The sequence below is a fragment of the Gardnerella sp. DNF01204 genome (genome assembly GCF_049244145.1).
In the GTDB taxonomy this organism is placed as follows: Bacteria; Actinomycetota; Actinomycetes; order Actinomycetales; family Bifidobacteriaceae; genus Bifidobacterium; species Bifidobacterium vaginale.
Genome location: NZ_CP058379.1, coordinates 1,161,778 through 1,182,149 on the forward strand (window position 1 = coordinate 1,161,778; position 20,372 = coordinate 1,182,149).

A 20,372-nucleotide genomic window follows, 5' to 3' on the forward strand; every position below is an offset into this window, starting at 1 on the left:
TAACCGTCTTTTAAGCTGCTACGCTTGTTTTAACAGGCAGAATCTGTACTGCTTCTTTAAGCACGAGTTTGCCGTCTACACGCTCTTTAGCGACGAAACCTATCATGCCGTTTCCAGCGAAAAGCTCGGTAAGCTCTTTAAACGAGCGTGAACCACGATCACCAATGTTGTAGTACGAGTAGTCTCCAAAAGCCACCATGTTTTCAGGCGCGTAAGCAGACGTGTATACCGGGTATCCGAGAATCCTGTTCGGCTCATCATCCTGGTATGAAGGCTGCCAAACGTACGCGCCATTATTGTCTTTAAGTTTTCGTATGCTCGCGACTGTTTTATCGTTCATAATAAAACTCGCGTTTTTACGGTATGGTCGCCTCAAAGCGTGAATAAGATCAATCAGATCATCAGTTTTAATACTGGTAGTTTCTTTAAGGAACGTGCCACCGTCTTTCTTATTGAAAATACCAGTCGGTTTTCCAACACCATCCCCGTTAAGAAAAGCGTCTTCCTCAGCGTTAGCCAAAGCCATGCCGAAGGATGTGAGAAGATGATTCTCGAGGTTAAACGCGTTATCATGCAAGAGTTCTTCAGTAACTTTTACCGCAACGTGAAGCTTATGAGCGTCAAGCAGGATTTGAGCAAACTTGGAATCCCCAAAGTTAAGGCTTGCGCCTTCTTCAATCCAAGCCGCCGCAGGATCGCTCATCGCAATATTAATCTTATGCTCTCCACTAGTAGTAATCGTGGTAGCAAGAGAGCGAATAATGTTTTCTTCTTTCAACGTTTCAATCAGACGATTATCGTATTCTTCCGGCACAAGATACCCGCCGTCAGCGTCCACGCCTTCCTGCAACACGTTATCGACTCGTTTAAAATTACTTCTAAGAGCTGTAAGCATCGCCTGCTTATACTCGTCACGCGCACGACCTTGCTTTTCAGAGTTCACACCTGTTTTCATAGGTTTTGCAACAATCGCCTCAGATGTTGGTTTTGAAAGCTCTTTATCCATTTTTTCCATCTGCTCCAAGCGATCAATTTCCATACTGTAAGCTTTCACTTTCGCTTCCATCTCATCATAGGTTTTCGCGTCTTCTTCTGAAATAAGCCCGTCCTTGTCACGTTTAGACTCAAGGAAAGCTTTCGCACCCTGCCAAGCCTTATTACGTTTCTCAACCATGTTTGAAATAGTGTTCATCATATTTACCTCCAATTTTTGATTAAAAAAAGACGATCCATAAGATCGTCTGCACTAATATTGTTTGTTTCCTTACCGCTTATCCGGCAGGCTTTACATATTTTTTCCAATAACGTGTTTTGCACGCTTGCTTTCGAATACAATGTTGAAACCTGTGGTATGCCAATATCAGCGGTTTCACCTCTAGTTAAAACACCGTCCGCGAACCCGAGTTCTACCGCCTTGTTAGCATCCATCCACGTTTCCGAATCCATTAAATGCGACAGTTTCACACGGTTAAGCCCTGTTTTAATCTCGTAAGCGTTAATAATGGACTCTTTGACCTCATCAAGCATTGATATTGCTTTTTCCATTTCGCTTCTGTTGCCAAAAGCAACAGTCATAGGATTATGAATCATAAGCATTGACACCGGGCTCATATAAACCTTTGTGCCAGCCATCGCAATAACCGAGGCAGCACTTGCTGCAATACCGTCAATCTTTACCGTCACACAACCCTTGTAATCCATGAGCATGTTATAGATTTGTGCCGCAGCCACACAATCGCCGCCAGGTGAGTTAATCCACACGGTAATATTTCCACTACCAGCGTTTAACTCGTCTTTAAAAAGTTGTGGTGTAATATCATCATCAAACCATGATTCTTCAGCAATCGTACCGTTAAGAAACAGTGTCCTCTCAAAAATCTCATTATTCTCATTAGTCTCATTGTTTTCCTTTTGGTTTTTCCACTGCCAAAACTTCCTCATTACCTTTTTCCTCCTCTCTTATATAAAGAAGCGACCAAGATTTTCTTGGTCGCTTCATGTTCGTATAACACTCATATAATACCTAAAGAACTAGCTTTACAGTTAAATAATCCACCTTACTTGTATGCTCTTCCATTTAAGGAAACTAGAGAATCAAATAATTGTGTTTCATCTAGAATACTCTCAGTTGGAGTTCTTTCCGTTATTGCAAGTTCTTTATACTTACTAGTAATTCCCTTAACAGCTTCTAATATCGATGGTTTAGAAACTTTGGAATCACTTTTCCTATACTCTTTAATTAAATCAGAAACTGCAAAAATCCCTAATTCCTTAAATTTCTGAGTTCGGTCATGATCATTCAAAGTTTCATTATTACTGATTCTTTCAACATTAAACCTTGTATTGTTTACTTTTTCGTCATAAGCCATCCTAAACTCCAACGAATTTTTCCAACCATAGTCAGAATTGTAAACAAACTTTTCACCAGTTATGTCTTCAATAGCCATAGCTAGAATATATTCATAGCATCCAGCATCTCTACTATCATAAATAGTATCGTAAAGAGGTTTAATTGCCTTCAATCCTAGCTTCAATATTCTTTGATAGTTTTTAGAATTCCTAATAAACTTTCCTGGATGTGCCTGCATAGCCACTTGTGGATTAGTCTTCGTCTCAGTTTCTAATTCCACCATCAACTTATTCATGGATCCCTTTATATCATCTAACGTTTCAGCATAAGCTACGTTTACTGGCATCAATTTATGAGCTATATTCCCACTATTCTTTGATGCTGGATTATTTCCAATAATAAAAATTCCAGTAAATACAAATAGAACCAATAAAAGTAAAGTTCCTAGCGAAATATACATTTTTTTCTTAGACATAGTATTACACCTCCTAGAATTCTAATTCGCAGTGTATTTGTGTTGCAAAGAACCATAAACAGAATTAGGGTAATAAGGATCATGACTACCATGGTTAAACAGCTCCAATTGTCCCCATTTAGCACGGCACCACTTAAGACCAGTAACCTTTGCAAAATGAACAATTTTATCAGGAGAATGACCATACGCTAGAATAAATGGATCATATTTATAAGGTCTATAACCTTTCTTTGCCAGATAATTATCCAATTGCGCTTTAGTAGCACCATCATCACCAAAGTCACTAGGCCATTCGTACGTCATACTACCAGTTGCAAATCCTAGACAATTATATGCTGGCGTAGCCTTATCGCTATAAAACCATGTCCATGAAATACTATCATAAAACGATTTTGGTTGAGATAAAGTATACGCATAAGCAACAGAATTGGATGTGAAAAACAACATTCCAACAACCATTACATAAGTGGTTATTGCTGATAACATCTTTCTTTTTCTAATCATTTGTAAGCACCTCCTTAAAAACAACATCTTTAACTAAGATTGAGATTAATCAGATTTTATCTCGAATGATCACTATTCTTGTACATTTTATGATTTTTTTTATAATGTCACATAAATTATTCCATCCTTTCTGCTATTATTAATTTGTTGTATACTCTCATAGTGTAGGATATTATCTTAGCTAAGTATCCATAGAGATTAAATTCTATTTTTCGCTTAACGTTAAGATAATTCGTTATGTCTTCGTTGCCTAAATGATTCATCCACTGTCTAAACAGTTATACTATAATAATATTAATATAACATGTTATATTAATATTATCAAGACACAAATTCATCTTAATCACCTAACTTATTTCTACCAATTACAGTGAACGCTCCAGCACGGTTAAGCGGGAGCATGTTACCGTTAATCAAATACAAGTCACCACCCTCACAGGCGGGAATCTTATCCAAGTTTTCTAACTGTCTAATATCGTTCGCGCTCATCCAACCGTTTTGACGAGCGGTAGCATAACCATTCATACGACTCTGATAGTCTCCTCGAAGAAGACCATCCACGTTAAACTTCACATAATAAGTTTCTTTCTCCTTATCAGTAAAAAGCCGCCTCGTAATAGACTGTTCAAAACGCGCCACCCAAGGATCCAGCGTGTATTTCACAAACTCCAACGACTGCTGCTCAATATTAGAAAAACTCGACTTTTCTAAATCACCAACCATGTGTGGTGGGACTCTAAAAATACGAGCAATCTCGTTAATCTGAAACTTACGAGTTTCAAGAAACTGTGCTTCGTTAGGCGAAATAGAAATAGGCGTATACTTCATGCCTTCCTCTAAAATCGCTATCTTATGCGAGTTAGAACCCGAGAACCCCTTATTCCAACTATCCCTCATACCAGACGGATCTTTCACTGTACCGGGGTATTCCAAGATTCCGCTTGGTGTAGCACCGTTAGCGAAAAACGATGCACCATACTCTTCCGTAGCTATCGCCATACCGATAGCGTTTTTCGCCATTGCTATCGGGGAGTATCCAACAAGCCCGTCAAAACCAAGACCGGGAATATGAAGCACGTCAAAGGGCTTAAGTTTCACACTCGTTTCTTTACCCGCTAAAACATCACTATCATTTAACGTATACTCGTAAAAAATTTGACCACTATCATCACGGTCAACTCTCATACGATCAGGCATTAAAGGGTATAAGCCTAAAACCTCGCCTTTACCGTTTCGAATAACCTGCGCGTAAGCATTACCCCATAACAATAGATGCGTCATCAAGGTTTCTCTAAACACGAAGCTTGTCATTTCAAGATTCGGCTCATCATGAAGCACCTTATACAAAGGATGTTTAACCGCTTTAACCGTACCCGTACTCGTGTGCTCATACACGTGAAGCGGCAGACTCGCCACAGCCTCAGACAGGATACGCACACACGAGTAGACAGCCGTCATCTGCATCGCCGAACGCTCATTCACCCTCTTACCGGATGAGGACGTACCCATTAAGAAACGATAACCGCCGCCTAACATCTTGTTTTCAGGCTTATCCCTACTCTTAAAAATCTTACTGAAAATGTTCATACGCACCTCCTTACATGAATAGGATTCCTCGAGCGTCATACACGCTTTGAGTGTTCGCGTTACCGCATCTGATAGCACGGTCAAGTGCCATGATGGTGGCTATAGCACCGTCTATTTTCTCGGTTGATTTTTCCTTATCTGCCTTAATGTTTCCTGCAGGATCTGTCCTAATAAATATGTTGTCCATGTTCCAGCGAAGCACCGGATGCCCTGCGTGTGCGATTTTCTGCTCGAGTGTAAGCTTCATAAGCTCCTTGGTAGGCGGACTCATATCCTTAAATCCCTGTCCGAACGGAACCACGGTAAACCCCATGTTTTCAAGGTTTTGCACCATTTGCACCGCGCCCCAACGGTCGAAAGCAATCTCACGAATATTGAAACGTTCACCTAAAGTTTCGATGAATTTTTCAATAAACCCATAGTGAACAACGTTTCCTTCCGTAGTCTTAATGAAACCTTGTTTTTCCCACACGTCATAAGGCACATGATCTCGTTTCACGCGCAAACTCAAGGTTTCTTCAGGCACCCAAAAATAAGGTAGGATACGAAACTTATCCGACTCATCTAAAGGCGGAAACACAAGCGAAAAAGCCGTAAGATCAGTGGTGCTTGAAAGGTCAAGACCCCCATAGCAGACCCTGCCCTCTAGTTCTTCCTCATTCACCTGAAAACCGCAAGCATCCCACTTTTCCATCGGCATCCAACGAATAGACTGTTTCACCCACTGGTTAAGACGAAGCTGACGAAAAGCATTCTCTTCACCAGGATTTTGCCGGGCTGACTCGAAAGCAGCCTTAACTTTCTCCATTTGAACCGTCACCCCAAGAGAAGGATTAGCTTTCTTCCACACCTTAGGATCCGTCCAATCATCCGAATCTTTTGCACCATAAATCACTGGGTAAAAAGTTGGATCAATTTTCCTACCCTCGAGAATATCCACTGCTTTCTGATGCGTCTCATAGCAGATAGAATGCGTATCCGTACCAGCCGTGGTAATCAGAAAATACAGTGGCTGCATGCGAGCGTCCCCGGAGCCTTTAGTCATCACGTCAAAAAGTTTACGGTTTGGCTGCGTGTGAAGCTCATCAAACACGACACCGTGAATGTTAAACCCGTGTTTAGAGTACGCTTCAGCCGACAAGACCTGGTAGAAACTGTTAGTTGGTAGGAAAATAATACGTTTTTGCGAAGCTAAAATTTTAACCCTACGATTAAGAGCCGGACACATTCTAACCATGTCCGCCGCCACATCAAACACGATCGTTGCCTGCTGACGGTCCGCCGCACAACCATAAACCTCGGCTCGCTCCTCATTATCCCCACAGCATAAAAGCAGTGCCACTGCCGCAGCAAGCTCACTTTTACCCATCTTCTTAGGTATTTCAATATACGCGGTATTAAACTGACGGTAACCATTCGGTTTCACCACGCCAAACAAGTCCCTAATAATCTGCTCCTGCCAGTCAAGGAGCTTAAAAGGCTTACCAGCCCACGTTCCCTTCGTGTGTGTTAAACATTCGATAAAACTTACAGCATAATCCGCTAAATCCTTACTATACGTTGAATCTTCTTTTTTAAACTTAGTAACCTCGTATTTTTCCAACTTAAGCTCCTCCTTTCTTTAGGCATAAAAAAAAAGACGCCTTCAGCGTCCACATCATTTCTTATCTTTCCTACGAGAAACAGGGCCTTAAAAGCCCTGCTACTCTTAACTCAACCTCAATCTTCAATTTTATTATTCAGTTTCAGTCTTTTAGTCTTTCAGTTTTTAGTTTCTAGTTCTTTAGTTTCTTGCGTCGAGGATCATTTCTAAAGCCTCGTTTGCAAGCTTGCTTGTTGGCATCATGTCCCAGCCTCTATCGTAGTTTGCGATAACCTTGTTATTGTTTTTCAAAGTGAGCTTGGAAATTCTTCCTTGGTTAATCCCGTATTCGCTTGGCTCTTCAAAAACCTTCATGCTGTAGTTTACAACCTGATTTTCTACTTTAAGCGTGCCTTGTTCCCACATGGTTTTGCTCCTTTGTTTCTGTGTTTTTTGTTAGTACTATATATCACTCTAAAAGCGCGCAATAGCAAGCCGTAAACGAGAAAAAATCGCGGATAATTCCACGATTTTTCTCCAGCCTTCCAACCCTATGGCTGACTATCCCCCTTTCTTTTAGCTTCTTGCTTGTTGAATCGCTTGATAAGCTTTTTGAATATCCTTGTCCAAGGTTTCAGCATCCGCGAACAGTTCAAACTCCGTATTGTTTAGTTTTCCTTCGCTTACCTTCCAAAGCTCCTCGTGAGCTTTACTGGCGCAGGTTTTTGCTGTTTGCGCGATGTCGAGCATGCTGATAGCCGAACTAATTTTCCCTTCTTCAGCTTTTTTGACTGCGTTTAGCGCGTAGCGTCTGCATGTTTTAACTTCGTTTGCGAGGTTTTGTAAAATTTCTTTTTTCACAGGTTTCTCCTTTGCGCATGTGTTTTTGCTGATACTATATATCACTCTAAAAGAGCAGAATAGCAAGCTTTTAAGCCAAGAAACACCGGGTATTTACACGTTTTTTCCCCACCAGTTTTCGCTAATTTTTTTACTCTTAAAAACCGTTAAACGTTTCTAAAATCATGCGGAAATAATAATCACCCAAAAATCATCTACTACAGTAAAACATGCTTTTACAAAAACCTCGTTCTCTTGCTCTAAAATCGCGAAAATTTCTTCAACCAAAGAGCCTGTAGTACAGTCTTCGCTCAACTCGTACGCCTGGTCTTCACTCGCATACAGCATTACGCTCACCCCCGTTTCTAAAAGCGCAGGAGCCTTCTAAACGGGAAAGCATAATTTTCCTGTCTTGTTTAAACTCATCTCCTATAAACCCGAGTCTAAGAAGAAAACATCTGAAAGCGTACTTATCGTTAACTGTCTCACGCTTACTATTATTTACGCGTTTAATTTCCACGCTCATTTTACAAAGACTGTTTATAAACTTCGCATAGGATGCCAAGCCTGGTTGGTTAGCCTGCTCAAACCAAGGAAAAATAAGCTTATCATCTTCTTCCTTAATATTAAGACTGTTCACTCCTAACGCTTTTTTAATAAGATCACCCTTATTATCAAGAATTTTCCTAAGCTTTACCACATCAGCCTTATCTTTAGGAAACTCAACACTAAAACATTGCGTACCATCACACGCGCAGACTGGAAGACTTATACCATAGTCAGCATCTAACATGTTTTTTAAATCATCTAAATTTTCTTCACTACTACACGTGACCGTACCATCTTTACTAATGTTGAAAACACCTATCTTGTAAGACATACTCGGAGTTTTTAAGTAAACAGCCTTTACTCCCGTAGAATCCTCTATAGCTTTAATAAGCGGCTGCCTATCTTTTCCTTTTAACCCGTATTTTAATTCCATTTTGCCTCCTTTAGATTTTTTCGGGTACATATATAAATCACTCTAAAGAAGGTTTTTATCAAGCGGTCGCAAACTATTTTTCATATAAAATACGAGTCTTACTTGTTAGTAAATACTTCAGTAAACGAGTATTCTTTACCGCCTCTTAAAACTTTCACACTCTTATCATTTCCAACCTGCTCAATATAACGTTTCACAATCACGTCACAATATTTCTCGTCAAGCTCGATAGCGTAGCAGATTCTACCCGTCTGCTCGCAGGCTATAAGCGTGCTACCACTTCCAGCAAACGGATCTAACACAAGCGAGTTCGTCATACTCGAGTTTTTAATCGGATACGCTAAAAGAGCTATTGGTTTCATGGTTGGATGATCAGCGTTTTTCTTAGACTTTTCAAACTCCCAAACTGAAGTTTCTTTCCTACCCGCGTACCACTTGTGTTTACCTTTTTTCTTCCACCCATACAAACACGGTTCATGCTGCCACTGGTAAGGGCTTCTACCCAACACCAGAGACGGTTTCTTCCAAATACAACAACCTGAAAGATAAAACCCCGCGTCCTGGAATGCTTTTCTAAAATTCAAACCCTCCGTGTCAGCATGAAACACGTAGATAGACGCATCATCTGCCATCGCCTGCTCCATGTTCACGAACGAGTTGAAAAGAAACTGGTAAAACTTATCATTCTCCATATTATCGTTTTTAATTTTCCCAGCAGCACCCTCATAGTTCACGTTATAAGGCGGATCAGTAACCACCAGATTCACTTTAGTATTCTCAAGAAGCGTCTTATATGTTTCTAACTTAGTAGCATCACCGCAAATAATACGATGCTTACCAAGCGTCCACATGTCACCTGTTTTAGAAAAACACGGTTCTTCCAATTCTTTTTCAACATCAAAATCATCTTCGTTTACGTCTTTATCAGCATCAAAAATACTGGAAAGCTCCGCCTCGTCAAACCCGAGAAGATCAAGGTTAAAATCAGCTCCTTCAAGCTCCGACAATTCAACAGCTAATAGCTCATTGTCCCAGCCTGCGTTAAGTGAAAGCTTATTATCCGCAATAATATAAGCACGCTTTTGTGTTTCAGTTAAATGGTTTTCTTTCACGCACGGAACTTTTTTAAGACCCAGTTTTAATGCCGCGGCAAGCCTGCCGTGGCCTGCAAGAATCGTATTATCTTCCGCTACTAGAATTGGGGATAGAAAACCAAACTCGCGAATACTTGCCGCTATTTGAGATACTTGTGCCTCAGAGTGTGTGCGAGCGTTTCTCACATACGGGATAAGCTCACTTACGTCAGCCAAATAATATTGCATTTCTTTTTCCATAAGCTTTCCTCCCGTTAGAAAAGACCCCAGCAAGCCAGCTTTTCAAAACCACCCACCGAGTCAATGTAATCTTTCGCAATTTTCACAATCTGCGCATACGGTTTACCATCAACCATCTCGTCCCCGATAGCGCAAGAAAACTCAACCACCCGGCCGGTCTCCTGCGCTTTCAAAAACGCGTAAATGTTAACCGACACGTCAGCTTTCGTAAGATCCTTACCATGCAAGCCGCCGCCCGTGACAGAATCAGCCATGTCTGACCCGAGTTTTCGGTTAACCGCTCCCGTATCCACGTTGATACCGCCCGTCCAATCGCCTAAAGGATTAACAAACGCATTCGGATAGTCTTTCAATAAGTCTTCTCGTTTAGCGTGAGACTGGCAGATGATAAGCTTTTCACCATCAAGAACATACTTGCCGTCATACGGATACTTTTCATAAACCTTTCGAGCAATAGCCGAGAGTTTCTTCTGTTCGTCTGTTAGTGGCATGCCTTTAAAAATCCCGTTATCAGCGCAGCGAACCATACCGTTTTGGTTTCGGCTTAAATGCTTATCCTGCGGCACGACCGTAATATCAATCTTTACTTTCCCAGGGCTTAAACGGTGGATAATATTTTTAATATCCTTAAACTTAAACATCACCGTGCTTTCAATACACACGGCACACTTACCATGCCCGAGCATCACTTCAACAGCAATCTTCGGGTTCTCATCCAGCTTGTATGCAAGATCAACAATTGCTCCGGCAATACGATCCGCAATCTTGTCGACATGTGACGGGTTTACTTTTTCTATCATAATTTTTTCTCCTTATATGTTTTTACGTGTTAAAAGCAGGCGTTCCATTAAATCGTTTTGAGGTGAAACGCCATCAAACTCAGTCGAACAGTTTTCTTTCACAATTTGGAAAATCTCATTCCAAAGCCTGACCGCCTGATTCATGTAGTTAATACCAATGTTGATAAAAGGTGATGGTATCGGTTTTCCCGTGGTCGGATGCTTGGAAAGAAACCCGAGTTTACTGGTTACTTCCTCGCATTGAATCCAGCGAGCACAGCTCATCGCATACCGTTCAATAAGAGGAGATGGCACTTTACTGCTAACACCAATGTCTTTTAGCCACTTCCATGTTTCAGCATAAATTTCTTTAGCCTGAAGCTGAGTACCGTCTTTTTGCGTGGCGGATAAAAACTCGTGAGGCTGAGGCATTTCAGCACCTTCAAGCTCCGGAATATCAAGAACGCTTAAAGGCCTACCGCCGGGGTTTCCTTCACTAGCTTTTTCAACAACCGCTTTCTTTTTACGCCCGGCACCCACGCGTCTGCCGCCACGACCGCCAATATTATTTGATTTTGTAGGCAAACTTTTCGCCTCCTTCCCGCATGAGTTTTAACTATTAAAAAATTTTTGTGTCTGATTTTGCCTATTACCCTTTTGAATACGCTGTTTTTGCACGCGAGACCCTGCGCCCGTTCCCTGGGGAATAGGTTTTTAGAGATTTTGACCGCCCCTGGGGTGGTTTTTATTTGTTATGCCAGCGGTCTCCACGCTTAGCGTGAATTTTAGAGTGACAGGATTTGCATAGAGAAATAAGATTATTCCTCTCATGTGTTCCGCCTTCAGCAATCGGTTTAATATGATGAACCTGCTCAACAGGCACAAGCACACGATTCTTAAAGCAAAGCTCACAGAAAGGATGCTCTCTCACATAAGAATCCCGCACTTTCTGCCATGCTCTGCCGTAACGCTTGTGAGCATCATAGGGACGCTCGTATTTTTCGTAGCGCCGGTTCTCTTGTTTTAAGTGTTCCTCACAAAACCTGCCGTCAGTTAAGTTCGGACAGCCTTGATAAGAACACGGTCTTTTAGGTTTTCTTGGCAAGACTCATCCTCCCTTCGGGCATGAAAAAAGCCCTTTGAGATAATCTCAAAGAGCTTTTAACAAAATCATTTACAAAAATATCACTATTTTCCAATTACATCGTTTAATACTTTCCAGCCTTTTTCACAAAAATTTATGTTTTCATTACATATAGTTTTTCCATTTTTCTCAATGATGATACTCGCCGCAAGGATACTATCACTATCTTGCTCAATAACATCACCATTTGCGGTTTTCCACTTTACTAGAATATCACTTTTACTTAATTTACCTTCAAATGGAACAACAATCCGATTTGGTTCGTCAAACTTACTATCAGAATAGGTGTTGATAATTATTTTATCTTTTTGCTTATATACATCTATGTAGTTATAGTTAGCCCTATATGAAGCTATTTTCTCTTTACTATCAATTTGAGCATTAAATGCATTATTATCAATACGATGCAAGAATAAGGTGATAAAACAAACGATAGCCACAACTATTGAAATACAAAATATCAGCACTTTCGCTTTTTTACTTATCTTATTCATACTCCACCAAATTCTAATATCTAACTTTATCTTATCATAAAGCAGATCCTATTCTCTTTCATGCATTCTATGCATCAGCAGCAACAACCAACCCTAATGTTACTAAGAATCCCAAAATACCTGTAATTAATACCGGAACAAAAGCACAAATAGCAACTACTCCCGCTACTGCTACACCTATTGCAACAACATCTTCAGGAATTTCAGGAACCTTTATTGTAAAATCACGAAATGTAATTAAGTATTTTACAATCACCGTTATATGTTCATCAACATCATCTAATGTTGGTAATAGATCTTCTGACATTACCTCAATAGCTAACTCCACTTGATTTGGAGAAATAACTTTTCCAGTGAATGCAATATCACCCGATTTTACTGATGCTGCAATATTTGCTATAGATTTTTGAATCATGTCTCCGCCCTTCATAATTCTAATATCTTTAGCAATTTTAGAAATTTTATTTTCACATGCAGCACTTAGAGAACCATCACTATTTAGTTCTATCGAAACGTTGTAGGAATTATTAGGCACTGTCATCAATTCTGTTACTGCTTCTACCGAGGTTTGAATACTAATAGTAGGCAGTTCAGTATAACTAAGAATAATTTCTTTATTATATGAAAGACCAAAACTAGTAAGCTGATTTAGCAGATGTAGAGGCTCTACTACATCATACACAAACTGTGTTCTTGCAATATTTACTTTGTCTTTTATATTTTCTTTTTCTAGTTCACCTTTCGTCATTTTTGTTACACTATCAAATTTTGCGATACCTTTATCTCTTCCAGAATATGCATCTTTATCAAGAGCAAAAGTCGGTCTAGATTGGAAAGAGAATTCATTAAATTGGTCGAACGCCCAATTGTTAGGAATTGCATAACCTAAATTCCCACTAAAACCAGTAGACATATCCGCTACAAACGAATATTTAGCATATCCTGCTTTGCTTACTTTTGAGCAGATTAATCTTGGGCCATAGACACCAACTTGGTATTTCTTAATATTTTCACAACTGTTGAATAGTAAACTTATCTTCTTGAAATACGGTAAAATCATGCTGTCCAGCTGATATCCATAAGCATCAAAATCAACAGCAAAGTATATTGTACTACCAGAAGGAATACCAATCCTTTTTGCAGCGGAAATAGCAACCTGTGCATCAACAGTTCCCTGGTTAGGATTCGCAAAATATTCAGGATAATATCCTCCATCTTGATAAATTGGAAATACGGAAAGACCAGCGTTTTTTATGTTTTTAATTTCATCTAAAGTTAGAGCTTTAGATGTTGACTTTCCAACATACCCAGTCAAATATCTTCCAACAATCTGGTATCCTGCCGCTTTTAAATCTTTAGCTTGTTGAGCATTTAGTACCGTTGCACAGTCACACGCCTTGGCAGCTCTGTCTGGATTGCCTTTACTAGTTAACAACGACATCCACGTGTTAACATCAAGTGCTCCGCTGACTGGAAGCTTATAGTCTTTCTGGAATTTAGTGAGTTGCTCAGCAAAATCATCATCCCAATTCTCATTTTGAAGACAATCATATCTAATACAATTAAGTACAGCTTTTGCTAGCCATACCCACTTACCATAGGAAGAAGCGTTTTGCCTGCTAATAGTTTTCAAATTACCTCGTGTACCATGTCCAAAATTACCCGTGGCATCATCAGGCGAATAGCCTTCTAACGACTGTAAAATTTGGATAAGTGCGGTATTCATTTCTCGACCATACAAGCCGTCACAAGGAATGATACCTGTATAATCCTTATAGGTTCGGTTAATAGTTTGTTGAATAATCCTAATAACGTCAATACCACCGTAACGCTTTAGTAAAACGAACTGCTGCATAGAAAGAAGAGCTTTCATTACATCAATTGTGACAGTAGAATCACCACCAATGCCCATATCATTCTTCAACTCTTTAATAGCATTCCCAGTACCACCATAAAAGTTTTGTGTAATACCATTACCAGTAGAGTAACCCTTGCACCATAAAGCACCTTGAATAATCGAGTAAACATTACTTTGCGACTTATCACTATCGGATTGTTGCTTAACACCATGTGGATAACGTTGATTAAATTTACGTGTTGTACCAGCACCAAAATTATTTGCTGTTGCTGTTATACCAAGCTCAATCTGCAAAGCACGAATAAGCCCATTAATTGTATCCCAACCAGTATTCCCATCAGTAATAACTGAACCAAACCCAGGCTTATCACCATAGGTTTTGTTTAACCATTGCTGTGTTAGTAATACCATCTGATCCATGTTGTGCCCTCCTTTTAGGCATGAAAAAAGCCCTGAAAGATTACTCTTCCAAGGCTTAGTATTTATAATTTTTGCTAACTATATAATACCATATAGAAGGCAGTGTCATCTCGTATCAGAGCGTACCAAACCGTACCATTTTTTCAGATTTGGATTAGATTATCTGGTAAAACCATGTGCTCTAACGCTTTACCATGCCACCTTATAATCGTCATTCTGCTAGCATGGAGTTCTTTACCAATATCCTCCCACGTCATGTTACTCATGTAACGGTAGCGTAAAATCATCTGCTCATCCACGCTTTCAAGTTTAGAAATCACATCCAAAATCTGCTCTTTCAAACTGATAAGCATCGTAATCTCCATGTTAATCTTTGCTTCTAAATCCATAACCCTTATAAGAGCTTTCACAAACGGAGCTTCTATACTTCGAGTCGTCTGCACATACTCCCTGTCGTATCTTAATGAAGAAACACTTGTAGCAAGCTCACGCAGTCTTACTACCTCATCCATGTCAGCTTTAATCCGCTTATCAAGAAGATAGGCTTGCCGTAAGTATTCTTTTTTGTTCATTCTTACCTCCATTTTGAGGTAAGTTCTCTTTAGAACCCCTTTCCCTCACTTCGTTAATTGATAGTCTTGCTTTAACCGACTCGATTAAAGCATCCTGCACTTTAGCCTTCATGCTTAAAGCCCTCATCACATCCTCATCAATCGTGTCCTTAGTGATGATGTGATGGATTACAACCGTGTCGATTTGCCCTTGACGGTTAAGCCTGGCGTTCGTCTGCTGGTAAAGTTCCAAACTCCAAGTCAGGGAAAACCAGATAAGAGTAGAGCCGCCAGCCTGTAGGTTAAGACCATGACCCGCGGAAGCCGGGTGAATCAATGCTACAGGAATTATGCCGGCATTCCAGTCAGCAATATCAGCACTCGTTTTAATCTCACGCACGTTAAAACGATTCTTAATCCGCTCAAGATCATGCTTAAACCAGTAAGCTACAAGCACCGGTTTACCGTTAGCAGCCTCGATTAAATCCTCTAAAGCATCAAGCTTACGATCATGAATATGAACGCTTTCTTTACACTCGTTATAAACCGCGCCGCCTGCCATTTGAAGAAGCTTATTTGAAAGAGACGCTGCGTTAATCGCATCAATTTCTTTACCTTCCAACGACACCACCATATCCTGTTTCAGCTCATCATAGAGTTTTCGCTCCTTTCCGGATAACTCTACTTTCACCTCGTTTATCACACACGCTGGCATTTTCAAATAGTCTTTCGACTTCATCGAAATCGTAATATCAGCTATCTGTTTATAGATTAAACTCTCAGCACCATCTTTAGGCTTATAAGAAAAAATCATGTGCTGGTTACGCTTATCTGGATCAAAAAAGTTCTGCCGATAATACGTAATATAGCGGCCTAGTCTTTCACCCATATCAAGCAGCCTAAACTCAGCCCACAAATCCATAAGCCCGTTAGAAGAAGGAGTTCCTGTAAGACCTACAATCCTTTTAACTTTCGGCCTAGCCTTCAGTAATGCTTTAAAACGTTTCGCCTGATACGATTTAAAACTTGAAAGCTCATCTATCACAACCATGTCGAAATTAAACGGCAGGCCGCTTTTCATTATCAGCCACTCCACGTTTTCACGGTTAATAATATAAACGTGAGCAGGCGTTTTTAGTGCTTGAATCCGCTCCTTCTCACTACCCGTCACAACCGAATAAGTAAGGTGTTTTAAATGCTCCCACTTTTCTAACTCTAAAGGCCACGTAGTGTTTGCAACCCTAAGAGGAGCGATAACCAGAGTCCTGGAAACATCAAACGAGTCAAGCATCAGGTCGTTAATCGCTGTAAGACTTATCACACTCTTACCAAGTCCCATTTCAAGCAAAACCGCTGACACCGGGTGTGTGATAATAAAATCAGTCGCATACTTTTGATACTCATGTGGCTCGTATCGCATCAATCACACCTCCAATCTGACTCCTGTCATCAACCACGAAAACCTTAAAACCTAAAGCCTGTAAATCCTTCATACGTTTCACCTGTAAAACTCTAGGCTTTTTACCTGGTGCTTTAAGCTCGACAAAACCAATCTTTCCGCCGTTAAGTAAAACCAGCCTGTCAGGAAGCCCGTCAACGGAAGGACTTGTAAGCTTTAAACAAAGTCCTCCCACAGCTTTAACATCACGGACGAGTTTTCGCTCAGTTTCCTTTTCTCGTAAAAAGCCCATCAGATACCTCTTTGTTCTTATACTTAAATTTGTATCCCTTAAAACATGGGATTCCTGTTTTCCTCATTTTTGCCCCGTTTACATCAGGCGAATGTTATTTGTGTAGCCATGTATGCTTTAGACCCATCTTTTACTTTTCTCTATATATACTTATATTTCTTTTATTTTTTTCTCTTATATAAAAAGTAAAGAAAAAGGGTACACTATAATACAAAACCCCTATTTATCAGGCTTTTCTTTCTTGAAAACGTGTATGGTAGTGTGTAGGCAAAGACTATTTTCGTGTATGAAAAAATCCTATAGAACATTTTTCTCTGAACCCGGTTTTTACCATGTAAAACATTTGTCTACACGCCAATACATTTTTCAGGAAGTATCTTTTACTTTTACCGTGCTTTACATCAAAGAAAATCCTCCTGTGCCTGCAAATTAGGATTAATGGAAAGCCCACACCACTGGTAGCCTTTACCCGTCCGTTTTTTGCTATAACCGGCTAACAGTAAAGCCTTAGAAAAATCCCTATCGTTTCTAACATATTCACCGTTAAGGTTTGCCCACTGGCGGTAAGACAAGTAAAGACTCCTACTCATCTCCGTTTCATTCACGCCCTTAATGCAATAATCAGTGATGAAATGGCCTATCCAGTCGTTTTCAGCACGGTAAGCGTCCTTAGCCTGCTCTACCACCTTACAAATAGGGAATTTATAACTGTTTTGGATATAAAGCTTGGCTCCTTCAATCATCCATTGAAGTATTGCCCCACCTGCTTTTTGCAAAAGTTCATCAACATAGTCTGTTTTAGGATTCTTGATTTCTTTCGTAAACGGTGCGACAAAGATTCTCCGCCACGTTCCCTTATCGTTCGAACCGACTTTCGGCAGATGGTTCGTGTAGAGAATGGTTGAGTGGCTTGGTGTAAACGTAAAAGGAGCATAATATTTCCTCTCAGCTGAAATATCATCCACGCTTGCTATCTGTTTCAGCATGGAAATAGAAAGCCTTTGTCCTTCCTCGGTTTCCGAGGCAAGAATAAACCTTTTACCGCAAAGCTCTGCTAAATCCACTTTCACGTTTTTAGCCCGAGTGGTTAAAGACTCTGCAGGTATTTTCCCAGCATAATCTCCAAGCACGTGTGCTTCCGCGTTAAACACGGTCGACTTACCGTTACCGCCTGACCCGTACACTAGCAAAAGCGATTCTTCAAACACTTGACCTATAAGCGTACTACCCGCATGGCTTTGAAGAAATGTTTGAAACTCTTTATCACCTGCGGTAACCATATCAAGAGTTGTCTGCCACAATCCCACGTTGTCCCGTGAAGGGCAAACAGCGGTCATTTTCGTACAGTACAAACACGGATCATGTTCTTTTAGCTCTCCAGTCTTTAAATCCACGATTCCGCAAGGCGTGTTTAGAATGAAAGCATCACGATCCAGTTCTTCGTTTGCAACTTCCAGCATGGATTTAGCAAGCTTTAATATCCCGGACACTTTACTGTGATCATTCATCTTCTTAGCAAACGAAAGATACTGCTTTGCCCGATTCACTTCACTTTTCGCTTTATCCGCCTGCTCTTTATCACCTGATGATTCAGCTTGAATGAACTCTTCGTAAGCTGTCTTAAACTCGATACCAGCATTTTTCAAAACTTTTTTAGCAATAAGCATGTAAAGTTTCATAACTTTAAGCTCAGACGCTTCCCACTTCTTGCCCGTCCAGTAAAGCCAGCCGGCAGACATCGTATAAACAGCCTTATTCTTGTTATGTTTGGCAAAAACCTCAGCCATCGCAATATCCGTTAAATCATCCGGCTTATACTCCTCATAGCTTTTCCCATACTCGCTAGGCGGAATATAACCTTCCTGACTTGCTACTTTAAGCCCGAACTTTTTAGCCGAATACCAGATTTTAGATAATTCTGCGTCAGGCAAAGGAGGATTACACCGTTCTGCTTCCCTCAAAAACTTCTCATACGCTTCATCTGTCGCACCATAACGTTTGATGAGTTTTCCTGCAATATGACTAAGCTTAGAGTTTCTCTGCCCTGATGGTATTTCTTCTGTTTCTGCATCAAATTCACCAAAAGCTTCTTCAGAGAGAAAATCAGTGATTGTTTTTTCACCCTCGTAAAGTTCTACCTGTGGAGTTTTAACACCGTAGAGAAAACGTGCCGCATCAAGAGCGTTACTGTCAAAATACGGGAATACTGATTGAATCCTTGTTTTAAGCTCCACATAAGCTTTAGCATCGCTTACTTCTTCAATTGGAAAATACACGTGAAAACGTGGTCTTGCGCATTTCCCATGCTTGTCTTTCATGTGGTTTCTACTATAAGACGCGTAAAAGCACACGTTCGGAAACGCTAAAGCAACATCAAAAGGCGTCACCCAGTCTTTACCAACATCAGAATGGTCGTTATCACAGTCCATCGGAATACAGGTAGATGAAATGAAATTATCTTTAGACCGATAACTGTTAGTAAACTGTGCTGTGACATGGTCAAAAGAGATAGCCTTATTAAAACTATCTCGATTACAGACTTTTATTTCGTTAGGATACAAGCAGTTGCTACTGTTTCCTACACAGGAAGCTGTATAAATTTTGCATTCAAGCATCAATATTCACCCCCTAAATCCTTATCTGTAAAATACTTAATCGGCTGCCTGCGTTTTTCTGCCAGATTGATTTCTACTTGCATGCCGCCTGTGATTTTTTCTCCGAACACCCATAGTTCGTTGCATTTGCCTAAGAGGATAATGTCCATAAACATCGCGTCCCCTCTATGCTTTTGATTCTCATCATTCATGAACGGGAAAAGCAGGTGTGGAGTAACGGGGATTGCTCCGCGTGAATACGCGTAAGCCGCACACCGAATAGCATGTTGCACGTTTCTTTCTTTATCTCCACGGTAGGGAGCACAAATGTAGACGATAGGCTTAAAATTCGGTGTTGTTTCTAAATGCTTTTTATAAGACTTACTCACTTTTAGCCTCCTGTTCAATCAACGGGTAGATCCCGTGTTGTGTCATGAGGTGATAGATGAAAAGCCTGCCTTTCTGAGTCCAATAAGTATGCATTTTTGAGTGTGTAACACCATTAGAATCCTCGTAGGTATTTGTGCGAGATTTCGTATATTCCTGATTGGCATACTTTTGATATAAAAGCCAGATATCAGACTGCCTATACTGCACACCGAGCTCATGCAAAAAGTTATTCATCCACTGTGCTGACTTGCCATAATCTTTTGCAATCACACGCATAGAGATTATGTCTTTGCATTTAAGCACAACATCGTAATAGCTGGCTTTCGGTTTAAGCTCAGTTATCTGCTGTTTTTGCACAGCAGTCGTAAGCTCTAACGCTTCTCTTTTAGCACGCTCTTCTTTCAATGCGTTAAAAACAGCGATAGCCATATCAGGATTGTTGATAAGCTCATCTGTCGCATACATACCGTGCTTACGGATACTCGGAAGAACCTGTGATGTAACCCATCGTTTAAACTGACACGCTTTAGGGAGCTGACTTCTAAGAATAAGACTGTAAAGACCAGACTCGTTAATAACATACATTTCTCGGTTCTGACCTGAGTCGGTGAAACACCGAGTCAGCTTATCATCTTCATCTACATGCCTTTTCAGTGCATCAGATGTATCACGATAACCAAGAATCTCAGCCACGTCCTTGCCCACAAAATATGGGATACCATCTACTACTGTTGTGCGAACAGAGCCAAGCTCTACATTCTTAAATACTTGTAATTCATTCATAAAATTACCTCCTA

Annotated in this window: 22 protein-coding genes; all 22 read right to left on the reverse strand. The window is 40.4% G+C overall.

Annotated features, from left to right (window positions below):
* Window positions 1-10: 10 nt before the first annotated feature.
* The 22 genes from HXT46_RS04610 to HXT46_RS04715 all read right to left on the reverse strand — a co-directional run bounded on the left by HXT46_RS04610 (window position 11) and on the right by HXT46_RS04715 (window position 20,358).
* Entirely contained in the window at window positions 11-1,195 is a 1,185-nt protein-coding gene (locus HXT46_RS04610) for a phage major capsid protein (RefSeq protein ID WP_421785753.1), read from the reverse strand.
* 2 nt (window positions 1,196-1,197) lie between these two features.
* Window positions 1,198-1,941 carry a head maturation protease, ClpP-related gene (locus HXT46_RS04615; protein ID WP_082266321.1) on the reverse strand — a complete coding sequence of 248 codons (744 nt, stop codon included), beginning with the start codon at window positions 1,939-1,941 and terminating at the stop codon, window positions 1,198-1,200.
* A gap of 116 nt (window positions 1,942-2,057) precedes the next feature.
* On the reverse strand, window positions 2,058-2,825 hold the full coding sequence (locus tag HXT46_RS04620; protein WP_421785755.1) for a hypothetical protein: 768 nt from the start codon (window positions 2,823-2,825) through the stop codon (window positions 2,058-2,060).
* A 21-nt stretch (window positions 2,826-2,846) separates the two neighbouring features.
* On the reverse strand, window positions 2,847-3,311 hold the full coding sequence (locus tag HXT46_RS04625) for a DUF7689 domain-containing protein (protein WP_032812432.1): 465 nt from the start codon (window positions 3,309-3,311) through the stop codon (window positions 2,847-2,849).
* Between the two features lie 357 nt (window positions 3,312-3,668).
* Entirely contained in the window at window positions 3,669-4,916 is a 1,248-nt protein-coding gene (locus HXT46_RS04630; protein WP_421785758.1) for a phage portal protein, read from the reverse strand.
* A 10-nt stretch (window positions 4,917-4,926) separates the two neighbouring features.
* On the reverse strand, window positions 4,927-6,519 hold the full coding sequence (locus tag HXT46_RS04635) for a terminase large subunit (RefSeq protein ID WP_415703823.1): 1,593 nt from the start codon (window positions 6,517-6,519) through the stop codon (window positions 4,927-4,929).
* A gap of 180 nt (window positions 6,520-6,699) precedes the next feature.
* Window positions 6,700-6,924 carry a DUF7678 domain-containing protein gene (locus tag HXT46_RS04640; protein ID WP_410294671.1) on the reverse strand — a complete coding sequence of 75 codons (225 nt, stop codon included), beginning with the start codon at window positions 6,922-6,924 and terminating at the stop codon, window positions 6,700-6,702.
* Window positions 6,925-7,074: 150 nt separating this feature from the next.
* On the reverse strand, window positions 7,075-7,359 hold the full coding sequence (locus HXT46_RS04645) for a transcriptional regulator (protein WP_421785761.1): 285 nt from the start codon (window positions 7,357-7,359) through the stop codon (window positions 7,075-7,077).
* A gap of 162 nt (window positions 7,360-7,521) precedes the next feature.
* Window positions 7,522-7,686 (reverse strand): hypothetical protein, encoded by a 165-nt coding sequence (locus tag HXT46_RS04650; RefSeq protein ID WP_421785763.1) that lies wholly within the window; start codon window positions 7,684-7,686, stop codon window positions 7,522-7,524.
* Window positions 7,670-8,320 carry a virulence protein gene (locus tag HXT46_RS04655; protein WP_410295946.1) on the reverse strand — a complete coding sequence of 217 codons (651 nt, stop codon included), beginning with the start codon at window positions 8,318-8,320 and terminating at the stop codon, window positions 7,670-7,672. The genes HXT46_RS04650 and HXT46_RS04655 overlap by 17 nt, the downstream gene beginning before the upstream one ends.
* Before the next feature lie 98 nt (window positions 8,321-8,418).
* Window positions 8,419-9,654, reverse strand: coding sequence for a site-specific DNA-methyltransferase (locus HXT46_RS04660; RefSeq protein WP_192382084.1), 1,236 nt, complete (start codon window positions 9,652-9,654; stop codon window positions 8,419-8,421).
* 14 nt (window positions 9,655-9,668) lie between these two features.
* The gene (locus HXT46_RS04665) at window positions 9,669-10,454 is read right to left on the reverse strand and encodes an S-adenosylmethionine synthetase N-terminal domain-containing protein (RefSeq protein ID WP_421785766.1); all 786 of its coding nucleotides are present in this window, start codon (window positions 10,452-10,454) and stop codon (window positions 9,669-9,671) included.
* Window positions 10,455-10,466: 12 nt separating this feature from the next.
* Window positions 10,467-11,018 carry a P27 family phage terminase small subunit gene (locus HXT46_RS04670; protein ID WP_421785768.1) on the reverse strand — a complete coding sequence of 184 codons (552 nt, stop codon included), beginning with the start codon at window positions 11,016-11,018 and terminating at the stop codon, window positions 10,467-10,469.
* A gap of 160 nt (window positions 11,019-11,178) precedes the next feature.
* On the reverse strand, window positions 11,179-11,538 hold the full coding sequence (locus HXT46_RS04675) for an HNH endonuclease (protein ID WP_349815768.1): 360 nt from the start codon (window positions 11,536-11,538) through the stop codon (window positions 11,179-11,181).
* An 83-nt stretch (window positions 11,539-11,621) separates the two neighbouring features.
* Window positions 11,622-12,071 carry a hypothetical protein gene (locus tag HXT46_RS04680; RefSeq protein WP_019260869.1) on the reverse strand — a complete coding sequence of 150 codons (450 nt, stop codon included), beginning with the start codon at window positions 12,069-12,071 and terminating at the stop codon, window positions 11,622-11,624.
* Window positions 12,072-12,138: 67 nt separating this feature from the next.
* Window positions 12,139-14,349, reverse strand: coding sequence for a glycoside hydrolase domain-containing protein (locus HXT46_RS04685; protein ID WP_421785770.1), 2,211 nt, complete (start codon window positions 14,347-14,349; stop codon window positions 12,139-12,141).
* Window positions 14,350-14,492: 143 nt separating this feature from the next.
* Window positions 14,493-14,921: a sigma factor-like helix-turn-helix DNA-binding protein gene (locus tag HXT46_RS04690; protein ID WP_019260867.1), complete on the reverse strand. Its 429-nt coding sequence runs from the start codon at window positions 14,919-14,921 to the stop codon at window positions 14,493-14,495.
* Complete coding sequence (locus tag HXT46_RS04695; RefSeq protein ID WP_020760706.1) at window positions 14,881-16,320, reverse strand: SNF2-related protein; 1,440 nt, start codon at window positions 16,318-16,320, stop codon at window positions 14,881-14,883. The genes HXT46_RS04690 and HXT46_RS04695 overlap by 41 nt, the downstream gene beginning before the upstream one ends.
* Window positions 16,301-16,591 (reverse strand): VRR-NUC domain-containing protein, encoded by a 291-nt coding sequence (locus HXT46_RS04700; protein WP_064340605.1) that lies wholly within the window; start codon window positions 16,589-16,591, stop codon window positions 16,301-16,303. Before HXT46_RS04700 ends, HXT46_RS04695 begins: the two co-directional genes overlap by 20 nt.
* A gap of 401 nt (window positions 16,592-16,992) precedes the next feature.
* The gene (locus tag HXT46_RS04705; protein WP_421785773.1) at window positions 16,993-19,206 is read right to left on the reverse strand and encodes a phage/plasmid primase, P4 family; all 2,214 of its coding nucleotides are present in this window, start codon (window positions 19,204-19,206) and stop codon (window positions 16,993-16,995) included.
* Window positions 19,206-19,574, reverse strand: coding sequence for a hypothetical protein (locus tag HXT46_RS04710; protein WP_421785775.1), 369 nt, complete (start codon window positions 19,572-19,574; stop codon window positions 19,206-19,208). The genes HXT46_RS04705 and HXT46_RS04710 overlap by 1 nt, the downstream gene beginning before the upstream one ends.
* On the reverse strand, window positions 19,567-20,358 hold the full coding sequence (locus HXT46_RS04715; protein WP_421785777.1) for a phage antirepressor: 792 nt from the start codon (window positions 20,356-20,358) through the stop codon (window positions 19,567-19,569). Before HXT46_RS04715 ends, HXT46_RS04710 begins: the two co-directional genes overlap by 8 nt.
* Window positions 20,359-20,372 lie beyond the last annotated feature (14 nt).

Bases quoted from the DNA above. Each gene is read 5' to 3' on its own strand.
- HXT46_RS04655 (WP_410295946.1), bottom strand. From the start codon at position 8,320: ATGGAATTAAAATACGGGTTAAAAGGAAAAGATAGGCAGCCGCTTATT.
- HXT46_RS04695 (WP_020760706.1), bottom strand. From the start codon at position 16,320: ATGCGATACGAGCCACATGAGTATCAAAAGTATGCGACTGATTTTATT.
- HXT46_RS04715 (WP_421785777.1), bottom strand. From the start codon at position 20,358: ATGAATGAATTACAAGTATTTAAGAATGTAGAGCTTGGCTCTGTTCGC.
- HXT46_RS04680 (WP_019260869.1), bottom strand. From the start codon at position 12,071: ATGAATAAGATAAGTAAAAAAGCGAAAGTGCTGATATTTTGTATTTCA.
- HXT46_RS04650 (WP_421785763.1), bottom strand. From the start codon at position 7,686: ATGCTGTATGCGAGTGAAGACCAGGCGTACGAGTTGAGCGAAGACTGT.
- HXT46_RS04665 (WP_421785766.1), bottom strand. From the start codon at position 10,454: ATGATAGAAAAAGTAAACCCGTCACATGTCGACAAGATTGCGGATCGT.
- HXT46_RS04700 (WP_064340605.1), bottom strand. From the start codon at position 16,591: ATGGGCTTTTTACGAGAAAAGGAAACTGAGCGAAAACTCGTCCGTGAT.
- HXT46_RS04690 (WP_019260867.1), bottom strand. From the start codon at position 14,921: ATGAACAAAAAAGAATACTTACGGCAAGCCTATCTTCTTGATAAGCGG.
- HXT46_RS04660 (WP_192382084.1), bottom strand. From the start codon at position 9,654: ATGGAAAAAGAAATGCAATATTATTTGGCTGACGTAAGTGAGCTTATC.
- HXT46_RS04685 (WP_421785770.1), bottom strand. From the start codon at position 14,349: ATGGATCAGATGGTATTACTAACACAGCAATGGTTAAACAAAACCTAT.
- HXT46_RS04615 (WP_082266321.1), bottom strand. From the start codon at position 1,941: ATGAGGAAGTTTTGGCAGTGGAAAAACCAAAAGGAAAACAATGAGACT.
- HXT46_RS04630 (WP_421785758.1), bottom strand. From the start codon at position 4,916: ATGAACATTTTCAGTAAGATTTTTAAGAGTAGGGATAAGCCTGAAAAC.
- HXT46_RS04640 (WP_410294671.1), bottom strand. From the start codon at position 6,924: ATGTGGGAACAAGGCACGCTTAAAGTAGAAAATCAGGTTGTAAACTAC.
- HXT46_RS04705 (WP_421785773.1), bottom strand. From the start codon at position 19,206: ATGCTTGAATGCAAAATTTATACAGCTTCCTGTGTAGGAAACAGTAGC.
- HXT46_RS04625 (WP_032812432.1), bottom strand. From the start codon at position 3,311: ATGTTATCAGCAATAACCACTTATGTAATGGTTGTTGGAATGTTGTTT.
- HXT46_RS04610 (WP_421785753.1), bottom strand. From the start codon at position 1,195: ATGATGAACACTATTTCAAACATGGTTGAGAAACGTAATAAGGCTTGG.
- HXT46_RS04620 (WP_421785755.1), bottom strand. From the start codon at position 2,825: ATGTCTAAGAAAAAAATGTATATTTCGCTAGGAACTTTACTTTTATTG.